The sequence below is a fragment of the Rothia sp. HMSC075F09 genome (assembly GCF_001810515.1).
In the GTDB taxonomy this organism is placed as follows: Bacteria; Actinomycetota; Actinomycetes; order Actinomycetales; family Micrococcaceae; genus Rothia.
In genome coordinates, this window is sequence record NZ_KV801759.1 from 50689 (window position 1) to 63897 (window position 13209).

The 13209-nt window shown below is 56.3% G+C and carries 10 protein-coding genes and 1 pseudogene; all 11 read right to left on the reverse strand.

From position 1 onward, the window contains the following. Nucleotides 1-5 precede the first annotated feature (5 nt). The 11 genes and pseudogenes from HMPREF2749_RS00290 to HMPREF2749_RS00330 all read right to left on the reverse strand — a co-directional run bounded on the left by HMPREF2749_RS00290 (nucleotide 6) and on the right by HMPREF2749_RS00330 (nucleotide 12909). Nucleotides 6-1337 carry a tyrosine recombinase gene (locus HMPREF2749_RS00290; RefSeq protein WP_070592938.1) on the reverse strand — a complete coding sequence of 444 codons (1332 nt, stop codon included), beginning with the start codon at nucleotides 1335-1337 and terminating at the stop codon, nucleotides 6-8. Nucleotides 1338-1430: 93 nt separating this feature from the next. Next, the gene (locus HMPREF2749_RS00295) at nucleotides 1431-2105 is read right to left on the reverse strand and encodes an NUDIX domain-containing protein (protein ID WP_049340811.1); all 675 of its coding nucleotides are present in this window, start codon (nucleotides 2103-2105) and stop codon (nucleotides 1431-1433) included. Between the two features lie 161 nt (nucleotides 2106-2266). Continuing rightward, a complete protein-coding gene (locus HMPREF2749_RS00300; RefSeq protein ID WP_049340813.1) occupies nucleotides 2267-3961 on the reverse strand; it encodes a CTP synthase in 1695 nt (564 codons plus the stop codon). A gap of 340 nt (nucleotides 3962-4301) precedes the next feature. Then, nucleotides 4302-6020 carry a DNA repair protein RecN gene (recN, locus tag HMPREF2749_RS00305; RefSeq protein WP_070592940.1) on the reverse strand — a complete coding sequence of 573 codons (1719 nt, stop codon included), beginning with the start codon at nucleotides 6018-6020 and terminating at the stop codon, nucleotides 4302-4304. A 19-nt stretch (nucleotides 6021-6039) separates the two neighbouring features. Then, on the reverse strand, nucleotides 6040-7050 hold the full coding sequence (locus tag HMPREF2749_RS00310; RefSeq protein ID WP_311468411.1) for an NAD kinase: 1011 nt from the start codon (nucleotides 7048-7050) through the stop codon (nucleotides 6040-6042). Between the two features lie 313 nt (nucleotides 7051-7363). Beyond that, nucleotides 7364-9004, reverse strand: coding sequence for a mercury(II) reductase (merA, locus tag HMPREF2749_RS09070; RefSeq protein ID WP_080977162.1), 1641 nt, complete (start codon nucleotides 9002-9004; stop codon nucleotides 7364-7366). Between the two features lie 35 nt (nucleotides 9005-9039). Continuing rightward, nucleotides 9040-9360, reverse strand: a pseudogene (gene merR, locus HMPREF2749_RS09075) (Hg(II)-responsive transcriptional regulator); the annotation flags it as partial. Nucleotides 9361-9577: 217 nt separating this feature from the next. Continuing rightward, nucleotides 9578-10306 (reverse strand): TlyA family RNA methyltransferase, encoded by a 729-nt coding sequence (locus HMPREF2749_RS00315; protein WP_049353033.1) that lies wholly within the window; start codon nucleotides 10304-10306, stop codon nucleotides 9578-9580. Nucleotides 10307-10401: 95 nt separating this feature from the next. Then, a complete protein-coding gene (locus HMPREF2749_RS00320; protein ID WP_049353034.1) occupies nucleotides 10402-10569 on the reverse strand; it encodes a hypothetical protein in 168 nt (55 codons plus the stop codon). Continuing rightward, on the reverse strand, nucleotides 10562-11599 hold the full coding sequence (locus HMPREF2749_RS00325; protein ID WP_070592942.1) for an HAD-IIA family hydrolase: 1038 nt from the start codon (nucleotides 11597-11599) through the stop codon (nucleotides 10562-10564). Before HMPREF2749_RS00325 ends, HMPREF2749_RS00320 begins: the two co-directional genes overlap by 8 nt. A gap of 188 nt (nucleotides 11600-11787) precedes the next feature. Then, nucleotides 11788-12909, reverse strand: coding sequence for a tetratricopeptide repeat protein (locus HMPREF2749_RS00330; RefSeq protein WP_049356240.1), 1122 nt, complete (start codon nucleotides 12907-12909; stop codon nucleotides 11788-11790). Nucleotides 12910-13209: the final 300 nt, after the last annotated feature.

Genomic DNA, 13209 nt, shown 5'->3' on the forward strand with positions numbered 1-13209 from the left:
GGGTTTTATCCCCTCTCGTGAGCACGCGGATGCGCCATGCGGTACACCTCCATGAGCCCCTCGGGCGTGACCTTCGTGTACACCTGCGTGGTCGCGATGGAGGCGTGCCCGAGCAGTTCCTGCACCACACGAATATCGGCTCCGCCCTGCAACAGGTGCGTTGCGAAACTGTGGCGCATGGAGTGCGGCGAGAAGTCGGAGCTGAGCCCGGCGGCTTCGGCGGCTTCTTTGAGGATGAGCCAGGCGCCTTGGCGTCCGAGTCTGCCGCCTCGTCCGTTGACGAAGAGCGCGGCGGTGCCTTTACCGTGAGCTACGAGGGAGGGGCGGGCACGCACCAGGTAGTCTTGGATTGCTTTTTGGGCGTAGCTACCAATGGGTACGAGTCGCTCTTTGTTTCCCTTACCGAAGAGTCGAACGTAGCCGGGCAGAGTGACCTGGTTGCCGTCTTCGTCGGTGAGGGTTCCCTCGAAGTGCACGTCGTCGATATCGACATTAAGCATTTCGCTCACACGCGCGCCGGTGGCGTAGAGGAATTCGAGGATGGCTCGATTGCGTAGCCCAGTGGCGGTTTCGCGGTCAGGTACGGCGAGTAGCCGCTGGATGTCTTCTACGCTGACTGCTTTGGGTAGGCGCTTAACGTTCTTGGGCGGGGTGACCGGTGCCGCCGGGTCGGTGGGCACGATGAGCGCGGAGACCCAGAAGGCGTGTGCTCCGCGGACTGCCGCCATGGTGCGGGCGATGGAGTTCGACCCCAAGGGCAGGGGCAGGCTCGGCGAACCTTCAACGGTTGGCGTTTCTTTTTCTGGTGCCCCGGCTTTCTCCGGCTGCCCGACACGACCTTTCTCAGCACGCCCGTTTCCTGTCCCTCGCCCCGATTCGGAGGCGATCATCAGCGCCAGCGATTCTGCGGCTTCTTCCTGCGCTTCCCGAGCTTCCCGGGCGTTCTGGTTGTCCTTCTCCCCCGCTTCGAATCCGGCAACGAATCCAGCAAGGGGCACGGTGGGGGCGGCGAGTTCCCGCATGAAGGAGCGCACCTGCGCGGTGGTGATGCGTTCGGGGTCGATGACGCCGAGGGTCGCCATGTAGGTGCTGTATCGTCGCAAATCGCGCGCGTAGGAGGCAATGGTGTGTTCGCTGCTTCCTCGTTCCACGCGCAGGTGGATGAGGTACTGGTCAACGGCTTTCTGGAGCGGGGTCTGTGCCTCCTGGTGGGAAGCACCCAGGCTAGAAGAATCCAGAGCAGAAGAACCCAGCACGGAGGAACCGGCAGAAGAGGTTACGCCGAGCAGACCCGCGCCGCGGGGCGCCTTGCTCACCGTGCTTTTAGCCTGCTTCACGCTATCTCCTCTGTCGGTTCTGTTGATGTTTGGGCCTCTTGATATTTGGGCTTGCCGTAGGCGAGGCTACTCCCCCGCCCCCCTGTTCCGTTCTTAGTGGTTGCGGAAGTTCTCCGGCTTTTCGCGGCGCTGTCCCATGTAGGGGTGGAACTCCCAGCCACCCTCGGCGGGGCGCAGGCCTTCAAAGTTGTTCTGCGCAGCCGCGTAGGTGGCGAGTACCGCCTGGATAGCGAGCGCGTTATGAACCTTTCCGCCCAGCACCAGCTGCACTGCCTCTGCGAGGGGCACCCAGCGGTAGGTCATTTCGGCTTCTTCTTCGGTGCGTTCGCTACGTTCTTCAGCGGGCAGTTCCGAGAGATTACGCGCCAGGTAGACGCGGCCTGCTTCGCTGGTTGCGCCGGGGCTGCTGAAGTAGTCGGTCAGAGCGTTCCAGGTGTCTGCCTGCAGGTCTGCCTCTTCGGCGAGTTCGCGCTGCGCGGCGACCAGGGGGTCTTCACCGTCGATGTCGAGCAGTCCGGCGGGTACTTCCCAGAGGTTCATGCGCACCGGGTGGCGGTACTGGTTAAGCATCAGCAGTTCGTTGTTGTCGTTGAGGACCGCCACAGCGACGGCGCCGGGCATTTCCACGACGTCGCGGGTCAGCACGGTGTTTTTGTTGAGTTCGTACTCTTCAACGGTCGTTTCGATCACGTAGCCGCTGTACTTCACGGTGCGGGTGCGGATGGTGCGTTCGGAGGGTGCATCAATAATCTGCTGGTTGTTGCTCATTCTTTCATTGTAGGCGGCTTCTTAGTCCCGCTACGTTTGGCGCGTCAGGTGCGGGCACGGTTTAAAGCACGTTCGGGTTTAAACGAAAGCATCCCGCTGACCCCTGTGCGGGGTGAGCGGGATGCTGAACGTTTGTACCTAGATGTTAGGTACCACGGATGTTAGGCGCCGCGGCGCTCCAGAGCAGCCTTAATCAGGCCGGAGAAGAGCGGGTGCGGGCGGGTCGGACGCGAGCGGTACTCGGGGTGCGCCTGAGTTGCCACGTAGTAGGGGTGTGCCTCTGCGGGCAGTTCCACGTACTCGACCAGCGAGGAGTCCGGGGAGGTACCGGAGATACGCAGGCCTGCTTCTTCAAGCTGCTCGCGGTACTCGTTGTTCACCTCGTAGCGGTGGCGGTGACGCTCTGCAACCTCGGTTGCACCGTACGCCTTAGCTACCTGAGAGCCGGGAACCAGGTTTGCCTTGTACAGGCCCAGACGCATGGTGCCGCCCAGGTCGCCTGCACCTTCGACGAACTGCTTCTGCTCTTCGATGGTTGCGATGACCGGTACGGAGGTTTCCGGATCGAATTCGGTGGAGGATGCTTCGGTCAGACCCAGTACGTTGCGTGCGTACTCGATGACCATGGACTGCAGGCCGAGGCAGATGCCCAGGGTCGGGATCTTGTGCTCGCGTGCGTACTTGAGGGCGCCGATCTTGCCGTCCAGGCCGCGGATGCCGAAGCCGCCGGGCACGAGGATTGCGTCCATGTTGCGCAGCTGGTGGTCTGCATCTTCGTCGGTTGCGCACAGGTCGGCTGCAACCCACTTGATGTTGACCTTCACGTTGTTTGCGAAGCCGCCGGCGCGCAGAGCCTCGGAGACGGACAGGTATGCGTCGGGCAGGTCGATGTACTTACCGACCAGGCCAACGTTGACCTCTGCTGCGGGGCGGTGCACTGCGTCGAGCAGGCGGTCCCACTGGGTGAAGTCCGGTGCGGGAGCCTCAATGCCGAAGTAGTCGAGGATGTAGTCGTCGAGCTTCTGGCTGTGCAGGGTCTTGGGGATGTCGTAGATGCTGGGTGCGTCGGCGCAGGAGATGACTGCGTCGGTGTCCACGTCGCATGCGTTACCGATCTTGGAGCGGTGCGATGCGGGGACCTCACGCTCACAGCGCAGAATCAGGCCGTCAGGCTGGATGCCCAGGCCGCGCAGTGCTGCGACGGAGTGCTGGGTCGGCTTGGTCTTGAGCTCGCCGGAGGGGCCGATGAAGGGCACCAGGGAAACGTGCAGGAAGAAGACGTTTTTGCGACCAACATCGCGGCGTACCTGGCGTGCTGCTTCCATGAAGGGCAGGGACTCGATATCGCCGACGGTACCACCGATTTCGGTGATGATGATGTCGGGTGCGTTGTCAATTTCCGCTGCGTGACGCATGCGGGCCTTGATTTCGTCGGTAATGTGAGGGATGACCTGGACGGTGTCGCCGAGGTATTCGCCGCGGCGTTCCTTTGCGATAACGGAGGAGTAGACCTGGCCGGTGGTCACGTTAGCGGACTGGTCGAGGTTTTCGTCCAGGAAGCGCTCGTAGTGTCCGATGTCGAGGTCGGTTTCAGCACCGTCGTCGGTGACAAAGACTTCACCGTGCTGGAAGGGGTTCATCGTACCGGGATCGACGTTCAGGTAGGGGTCGAACTTCTGCATGGTCACAGAGAGGCCACGTGCGCGAAGAAGCTGACCGAGGGAAGAGGCCGACAGGCCCTTACCGAGAGAAGATGCAACGCCGCCGGTCACGAAAATCTGGCGGGTTACCTTGTCGTTAGAGGACGCGTTCAGAGCGTTATTTTTTTCATTCACCACGGAATTTAAGCCTACCATTTTCTTGTCTGCTATCCAAGCAGAGGGTTTTGCCGCGAGAGGATTCTCTCAGGCGGTTTTCCCTCCCCTATTTGTCCTTATCACCACTGTAAACGGAGCGGGGGCTTTAATATTCCCGCCGCGCCGTGTAGACGCAGGTGTAGGAGTATGCACAGAGTATCTCACATCCTCCGCACTCCATGCACCACTGTTGGTCACCGGCTTGGGCTGTACTGACAACTTTCCGGGGCATGCTCGCGCACTTCAGTCCCTTTGATGGTCTTTAGTGCGAAAGATGCTATCTTTCGACGCTTTTGCCAGCACTTTCCCAATGTATTTCCCTGCAGGTTTGCCGTCAGTTTCAGCGCCCCTGCGGCACTTCTCGACCGGCTGCCAGCAGCTCGCGGGCGTGCTCTCGTGCCGATTCTGATTGATCGTGCCCGGAGAGCATTCGCGCCAGTTCCACCACGCGTTCCTCTTCGGAAAGTACCTTGACCTTCGAGAGGGACGCGTCATCATTTTTCAGCACAAGGATGTGCTGGTCCGCGAAGGCGGCAACCTGCGGCAGGTGGGTGACCACCAGAACCTGCACGTGTCGGGCGAGCATGGCAAGGCGGCGACCGATTTCGATAGCTGCCTTACCACCCACACCGGAGTCCACCTCATCGAAGATGAAGGTGGGCACGGGATCCACTTCGGCAAGCACTACCTCCAGGGCGAGCATCACGCGGGAAAGCTCACCACCGGAGGCGCCCTTACCGAGCGGGCGCGGCACGGCAGTTCGGTGCGGGGCCAGCATGAAGGTCACGGTGTCTCGACCGTGCACCGAGAACTTTTCAGCTTCGGCAACCTCCACGACCAGGGAGGCGTTCGGCATGGCAAGAGCAGTAAGCTCCTCACTGACGGCATCCGCCAGTTTCTGCGCGGCGGCACGGCGCCGGGCGGTCAGCTCTTCTGCCTGGGCGCCGAGCACCTTACGTAGCTGTACCAGTTCGGTTTCCAGGGTTTCCTGTCGCTGCGGGTCGTCTACCAGGGTCTCAAGGCGTGCACGGGATTCTTCGGCCCATTCGAGAACCTCGGCAATATCGGCACCGTACTTGCGGGTGAGGGTCGCCAGCTGGGCGCGGCGAGTCTGCACCTGTGCCAGACGTTCGGGACCTTCAACATCCAGGGAGGCCATGTAGGAGGACAAATCCGAGGAGATATCGGTGGCAAGAATCAACAATTCGTTGACGCGCGCCGCGAGGGAGGCAAGCTCTTCATCAGCGTCTGCCTGCGCCTGTAGCGCGGAGCGGCTTGCATCGAGCAGGCTCATGACGCTCTGCTCATCACCGGTAGAGTATTCGCTACCGCTGAGCGCTGCGGAGGCGGTTGCCGAGGCAATGCGTAGCGCTTCAACGTTCATGAGCTTCACCATTTCGGATTTGAGCTCTTCTTCTTCCCCGGCCTGAGGGTTGACGGCGCTGATTTCTTCGAGGGCGCCCTGCAGGGTCTGCGCTTCGAGGGCTCGTGCGCGCGAGTTTTCGCGTACTTCCTTCAGCTCTGCGGCGGCGGCGCGGTATCGCTCGTAGTTTTCGCGATACTTCTCCAGCAGGTTGGAGAGCTCTTCGCCGGCGTACAGGTCGAGGGACTGGCGCTGCTCTGCCGCTGATTTGAGGCGCAGCTGATCGGACTGGCCGTGGACTGCAACAAGAGTCTGACCAATCTGAGACAGGGTTCCGATGGGTGCAGAGCAACCGCCGACGTGGGCGCGGGAGCGTCCCGAGGCGTTGACGGTGCGTGCCAGAAGCAGCTCGGAGGTCTGTTCGTCGATGTCTTCGGCGGTGCCGCCGGCTTCTTCGGCAAGCTCGAGGGCGCGGTGCCCGTGGGGCAGGCGAATCACGGCTTCGGCGAGGGCGCTCTTGGCACCGTTGCGCACGCTGGAGGCGTCGGATCGGGCGCCCAGGAGCATGCCGAGGGCGGTGACGACCATGGTTTTACCTGCGCCGGTTTCACCGGTCAGCACGGAGAATCCGGGTTCGAGGGGGAGCCTCGCATCGGTGATGACGCCGAGGTCTCGAATATGGATTTCCTCAATCACGAACGTTCATTCCTTTTCTTTAGTGCTTCTCGGTGTCCTGCGGGCCACGCCAGCCACGGATCGGAAGCTCAAATTTACGCACCAGTCGCTCAGAGAAGGGAGCCGGGTGGATACGGGCGAGCAGCACCGACTTTTCGGAGCGTCGCACCTCAATACGGGAGCCGGGGTCCAGCTCTACGGTTCGGCGGCCATCGCACCAGAGCACGCCGGAGGCGCCGTTTCCGGGCATCATTTCTACCGCCAGGGTGGAGGTCGGCGCTGCTACCAGCGGGCGCGCGAAGAGCGCGTGAGCCGAGAGCGGCACCATGAGAATTGCTTCAACTTCGGGCCAGACGACCGGGCCGCCGCCGGAGAAAGCGTAGGCGGTCGAGCCGGTGGGGGTTCCCATGACCACGCCGTCGCAGCCAAAGCTGCTGAGCGGGCGGCAGTCCACCTCGATAATGACTTCAATCATTTTTTCGCGGTTGCCCTTTTCGACACTGGCTTCGTTCAGCGCCCAGTCGCTGTGCACGCGCTTGCCGTCGTTCCAGACTTCCACGTCGATTGCCATGCGTTCTTCAACGGTGTATTCGTTGTTGACGATGCAGCGAACGGTTTCGGTCAGGTCGCTCTCTTCGGATTCGGCGAGGAAGCCGACGTGTCCCAGGTTCACGCCGATGAGCGGAACACTGGTTCGGCGCACCATTTCTGCGGCGCGAAGAATCGAACCGTCACCACCGAGCACCACGCCGAGTTCAATATCGATGAGCGCCACGGATTCGTGGACGACCTGCACGGGGACGGGCTCGTCCCAGTTTTCACTCAGGGTCTCCAAATCGGAGCGAGTCATGACGGGTGCGAGTCCCTCTTCGTAGAGCTGGGTGCATGCCTGTCGGGCGGCATCTCGTGCTTCTTTGCGCCCCACGTGGGCGAAGACGAGAATCTTACGGTGACGTTGCCCCACCAAGTCTTCGGAACCATGGCGCGCGCTGATTGTGGGCAACTGCGAGAGGTCAAAATCTCGCGTTACACGACTTTCCTGTTTTGCCATAACGACTCTCTCCCATCGGGTGTTGAGATCGGGATGTTGAGATGGTATACCTACACCTATCATACCGAATATGTTCTCGAAGATTTTCTAAAGAGCTATATTTTTAGAAAATTATTTCGAATAGCGTACAGCTGGGGTATCTCTAAAATACCTGTAAAAAATACCTGCGAATAGCGCGGCAGCCTGAGAAAGCCCCGCCCTCAACGCGTCCTGCGTTACCGAGCGGTTTCTCTCAGACTGCCTTAGCACTATTTATTTTCGGCACTATATTTACTTTCGACACCGTTGAATAGGGAGTTGTAAAAAAGTTCCCTTAGCCTGCACAACAAGATAATTTCGAAATATCTTTATCGAACGTAAGTGCAACTAATTTTAGCCCTTCAGCCATTGTTAAATATGGTGCTAGGGTTTCTGTTAAATCTTCTATCGTTAAGCCAAATTTAACAGCTAATGATGCTGCATAGATGACATCTCCTGCATTTTCAGATACAATATGAACCCCTAATACTTTTAGTGTTTCTGCATCTGCTACTAGTTTAAATACACCGGTTGTTTCACGGTTTACAATTGCTCTTGGAACAGCATCTAAAGGTAATACAGATGTCTTCACATCATACCCTTTCTCTTTTGCTTGTTCTTCTGTTAAACCAACCGTTGCAACCGTCGGATTCGTAAACGTAACAGCAGGAACTACCGATAAATCTATTTTTTTGTTTAATCCACCAATAGCATTATCAGTAATAATTCCACCTTCATAGGCTGCTACATATACAAATTGTGGTCCTAAAGTCACATCTCCTGCTGCATAAATCTTTTCATTACTTGTTTGACCAAAATCATTGATCAGGATTTCATTATTTTTTCCAGTTTCAACACCTGCTGCACTTAAATTTAAAGAATCCGTATTTGGTTTTCTTCCAGTGGCAACAAGTAACTGATCTGATTCAATGACTTCTCTACTGCCATTTACTGTTACGTAAACCCTTTTTATCTCTCCACTTTGTTCAACACGCTCAAAAGTTGCCCCTTTGACAAGGTTTATACCCTGTTCAATTAACGCTTTTTCAACTGACTCTGAAATCTCAGGATCATACTCCTTTAAAAGTCGCTCACTTCTTTGCATAAGCGTTATTTCTGAACCTAAATGATGAAATAGTTGTCCAAGCTCCATTCCAATGTATCCTGAACCAATTACAGTTAATCGTTTTGGTATTTTCTTTAACTCAAGAAGTGTTGTACTAGTTAAATAGTCCATTTTTTCAAGTCCTGAAATTTGGGGCAACGAAGGCGATGCACCTGTTGCAATTAAAAAGCGTTTTGCAGATAACTTTGTCCCATTGACCTCAACCGTACTAGCATCAACGAATTTTGCTTCACCTTTAATTAAATCAAAATTATATTCATCAATTAAATCCATATATTTTTGATTCCGAAGTTCGCTCACCAATTTATCCTTTTGCGTGATTAAACTAGCTAAATCCACTTCTCCAGCGGATGTTTGTAAACCTATAAACGGATTGTCTTTTGATAAATGATTGATTTCCCCTGCCCTAAGAAGAGTTTTTGACGGAACACAGCCAATATTCACACAGGTTCCCCCAACCGTTCCACGCTCAATCATTCCAACTTTTGCACCGTATTCTATAGCTTTAATTGCCGAAGAAAAGGCAGCAGCACCAGAACCAATAATAAGAAGGTCATAATTGCCTTCATTAATTAACGCCACGTTTTCTAGTGATGATACTTCTTCAATTTCTCCGGCTTGGTAATTTGCTTCATCAATCGCCTTTATTGCACTTTCAACCTCAATATCATCGGGCAGTTCAAATACTGCTTCACCACGACGATAACTAGACTCAATATTTTTAGCACCTATCTTTTCAAGTGCTGATTCTACGTGTTTTTCACAACCCGTACAAGTCATTCCTGAAATGTTTACCTTAAATTTATTCATAAAAAAGCTCCTTTCGTTTGTTAATGTTTCTATTATAACATAGTTTCAATTCGTTTTAAATCCTCTATTTGTTTTTGCACTTCCTTTTGTTTTTTAGAAACAAATTCGAACATATCTTGACAACGAACTTCATCTTTATCTACAACACCAAGTAATTTATAAATCTCGCTTAAAGAGAAACCAAGTTCCTGTATTCGTTTAATAAACCCAACACGCTTAACGTCATCATATGAATATATCCGATAACCAGCTTCCGTTCGGTGAGGTTCTTGTAATAAATTTTTTCGCTCGTAATATCTGATCGTTTCTTTATTAACTCCACATTTATCTGCAAACTCACTAATGCGATAAATCATCTTATTTCACCCCCTGAATATTATAAACCATGTACCATAGTACACGGTCAAGTAAATTGGACTATTTTATTTTTTTCCCAAAGTATCACTCGTATGTGATTGATACTTTTATATAATACTATTGATTATCCTAACATCCCACCAGAAAATCCGATTTAAACACCAGTTGTTTTTAAACTATTAAGAAAGTAATTCCACTATATATTCCGAAGACCCTTTATTTTTTGCACCATAGGAAGTACTCTACGTTGCCGTCCTGTCCGGGGAGCGGGCTGGGTTCCATACCCATCACACGCAATCCGTGGCTGACCGCAGATGCCTGAACTTTTTCTACTGCTTCACGGCGGGCGGATTCTTCGTGCACCACCCCCCCACGTCCGATGCGGTGCTTGCCGACCTCGAACTGCGGCTTGACCATGAGCACCAGGTCGCCGCCGGTTTCGGTGGCGTTCGCTAGCGCCTCCATAACCAGGGTCAGCGAGATGAACGAGAGGTCAGAAACCGTCAGTTCGACCTGCCCGCCAATATCTTCGGGCTTCATGTAGCGGACGTTGAGTCCTTCGTACACGCCAACTCGCGGTTCTTCACGTAGCGCGTCTACAAGCTGTCCGTGTCCCACGTCCACGGCAGCCACATGGGCGGCGCCTCGGCGAAGCAGTACGTCGGTAAAGCCTCCGGTGGATGCTCCCGCGTCCAGGCAACGTTTGCCTTCCACCTCGATATCGGGGAATGCATCGAGGGCACCGGCGAGCTTGTGACCTGCGCGGCTGACGTATTCAGTCAGCTCGCTCTGGCGCACGTAGAGGGTGTCCTCCGGGCCCACGATCATAGATGCCTTGCGCGCGGCCTTGCCGTTGACCTGCACGTCCCCGGCGGCAATAAGCTTTGCGGCGAGGGTTCGGGAGCTCACGAATCCGGCTTCGACCAGGTATTTATCGAGGCGCACGTGTCCTTATCTTCTTTCTGTCGTTGTCTGGCGACGGGTTATCTAGTGCAGGTGAACCCTCAGAGCTTTGCTGTCTGAGGGTTCACCGCCGCGAGCTAGGAGAGGTTTTCGAGGTCCTTTTCCAGTTGCTCGCTCATCGTTTCGAGGCGCTTGACGCGCTCTACAGGGTCCATGGCGAGGGTCACCGCGAGTTGGCGCTCGAATTCTGCGTCAAGCTCAGCGGTTTCCTCCGCTTTGTTGTTAGTGTCCTGGTCCTTAGGCACCGGGAATCCCCTGAATGTTGGGGCGTGCTGCCTGCTCGGGGTTTGCTGCCCACCATGCTGCGCAGGCTACGCGCCATGCTTCGGCTTCACTCTCGCTGCCTGCGAATGCTTCGGCGTCTTCAACCTCGGGGCCGGTCAGGCTCAGGTTTTCACCGCGGACTCGTGCCTGCCAGGTGGGGCCGGTTGCGGTGACTTCGTAGCCTTCGTAGAGCACCTCAATTTCGGGGTAGGGTGCGAAGAAGTCCTCGAGGGTGCGCAGAATATAGGTCGGACGCTGATTCGGTACTGCCTCGATGACGTCCTGGTAGGTCTGTACGCCGGTGAGGACGAGGGCACCGTCCATCTTTGCGTTGTTGGCACCGAGAATGTCGGTGTCCAGGCGGTCACCCACAATGACGGGGCGGCTGGAGTTTACTGCCTGCGCTGCGGTGTGGAAGATGGGCGCTTCGGGCTTGCCCGCGACGAGCGGGGTGCGGCGGGTTGCGCTTGCTACGGCTGCTACGAGGGTTCCGTTGCCGGGTGCCTGGCCTCGTTCCTTGGGGATGCTCTGGTCGGTGTTGGTTGCAATCCAGAGGATGTCGGGGTTTGCGAGGGTGTAGGCGGCTTCCGCGAGGTCTTCCCAGCCGATCTTGGGGTCGAAACCCTGGATGACGGCTACGGGGCCTTCTTCTTCCTTGCGTACGGTTTCGAGGCCTGCGTCGCGCACACAGTCGGCGAGTGCTTCGGTGCCGGTGATGAGTACTTTGGAGCCTGCGGGTACGTGCTGTGCGAGCAGTGCGGCGCCTGCCTGTGCGGAGCTGACGACTCGTTCTGCTCGGGTGTGCACGCCCAGTTCACGCAGGTGCTCTGCTACGGATTCTACGGAGCGCGATGCGTTGTTGGTGACGAAGATGACCGGTACATTGAGTTCTTCTTCGGCGCGGTTGAGCGCTTCGGGTGCACCTTCGATGGCGAAGGGACCCGCGTAGACTACACCGTCCAGATCGGAGAGGAGGGCATCGTAGCGGGATAGGAGTGCGTTCGTGGTCATAGAGTGTTCCTCTCGGGGTCTCTGGCGGTTGTCGCTATTAATCGTACCTGTTAGACACTCTAGCGTTGTCGCCTTCGGGCGATTATATGGAAAACCGCTGGACGCTCTCCCCTGCTTGGGTGTGGCGTCCAGCGGTTTCACGCTGACACTTAGGTCACGTATTTAGAATTCTTAGATTCTCTGCAGTCTTATTCTGCGGAGGTTTCTTCTGCTTCTTCAGTCTTGGGAGCTTCGGTCTTCTCGTCCTCAGCTACTTCTTCTGCAGTTTCGATTGCTTCCTCTTCTGCGGAAGCTTCAGCGGTCTCTTCAGCTTCTTCTGCGGTCTCAGTGAGTTCTACGGACTTCTCTTCCTGCTCGAAGAGGCCAGCTTCACCGAACATGTCGAAGATTTCGGGTTCTGCGAAATTGCCCTGGCCCAGTGCTGCTTCTGCCATGAATGCGAGGCGTGCCCAGCGTTCTGCTTCCTGGTTACGGCCTGCGTTAGCCAGCGCGTCGGAGTATGCGCTGAACAGACGGGGGCTGTACTCGAAGGCGCGCTTGGGGTTCAGCTGAGGAATCTGCAGCGCTACGACGGCCTCGGACTTCTTGCCCTGATCGCTGAGGATACCGGATTCAACGATGGCGAGCTCTACGCGCACGTTAGCGGGCAGTTCTTCCTTCTTGAATTCTGCAATCATTTCCATTGCCTTGGGCAGGCGGCCGAGCGCGCGTTCGCAGTCCACCAGCAGTGCCAGGTGGTCTACGGAGCCGCTAATACGGCGGTGGGTGCGCAGTTCGCGCAGTGCCAGTTCGAAGTCTTCTGCAACGTATGCGGCGACGCCAACGGCTTCGCGTACTGCGGCAATACGGCCTGCACTGCGGGATGCAGCAACGGCGTGTTCCAGCGCGAATTCGGGATCGATGTCGAGGTAGCGACCAGCCATGGCGAGGTGCTTTGCGACGGTTTCTGCGTTGCGAGGTTCCAGGGCGCGCAGCTGACGGAAGGTCGCGCCGTCCAGCTCGCGACCGGTGATGTCATCGTCAATTTCCGGCGCCTTGGGCTTTGCGGGGCGATAGCCTGCACGGCCACCGATGCTGCGTACTTCTTCGCGAGGTGCTTCTGCCTCGGGACCGTTGGAGCGAGGTGCCTTGGATCGGGAGTCGGAGCGACGGCCGTCGAACTTCTTGCCTCCGCGGTCGTTACGCTTGAAACCGCCCTTGCCGCCAAAGTTCTTGCCGCCCTTCTTGGAGCGGAAGTCCTTTCCTCCGCTGTTCTTGCGGTGCTGGCGGGGGCCGGAGCCGTTAGACTCGTGACGGGGGGTCTCAGACATGAATCTCCTTGGGAGGTATCCGCCAGTGTGGGCGGGTAGGGTATGCAGTCGATTCGGGCGAACCGCTGCCTGAGGCATCAACTCTATGAGGGGTGCTTTAGATACACCCGCTAATGCCTAAACATAAGCCATACCATTCTAGTATAGAGAGCACCTTCCGTGCACCCGTACTGATGGGATGTTAAAGACAAATGGGGAGGCCTAACGGCCTCCCCAAACAAAAATAGCCCCGGCGAAGCCGGGGCTATTGAATAATAAAGCGGCAATAACCTACTCTCCCACACCCACAAAAGTGCAGTA

Bases quoted from the DNA above. Each gene is read 5' to 3' on its own strand.
- HMPREF2749_RS00310 (WP_311468411.1), bottom strand. From the start codon at position 7,050: ATGGCAAAACAGGAAAGTCGTGTAACGCGAGATTTTGACCTCTCGCAG.
- HMPREF2749_RS00295 (WP_049340811.1), bottom strand. From the start codon at position 2,105: ATGAGCAACAACCAGCAGATTATTGATGCACCCTCCGAACGCACCATC.
- HMPREF2749_RS00330 (WP_049356240.1), bottom strand. From the start codon at position 12,909: ATGTCTGAGACCCCCCGTCACGAGTCTAACGGCTCCGGCCCCCGCCAG.
- HMPREF2749_RS00325 (WP_070592942.1), bottom strand. From the start codon at position 11,599: ATGACCACGAACGCACTCCTATCCCGCTACGATGCCCTCCTCTCCGAT.
- HMPREF2749_RS00300 (WP_049340813.1), bottom strand. From the start codon at position 3,961: ATGGTAGGCTTAAATTCCGTGGTGAATGAAAAAAATAACGCTCTGAAC.
- merA (WP_080977162.1), bottom strand. From the start codon at position 9,004: ATGAATAAATTTAAGGTAAACATTTCAGGAATGACTTGTACGGGTTGT.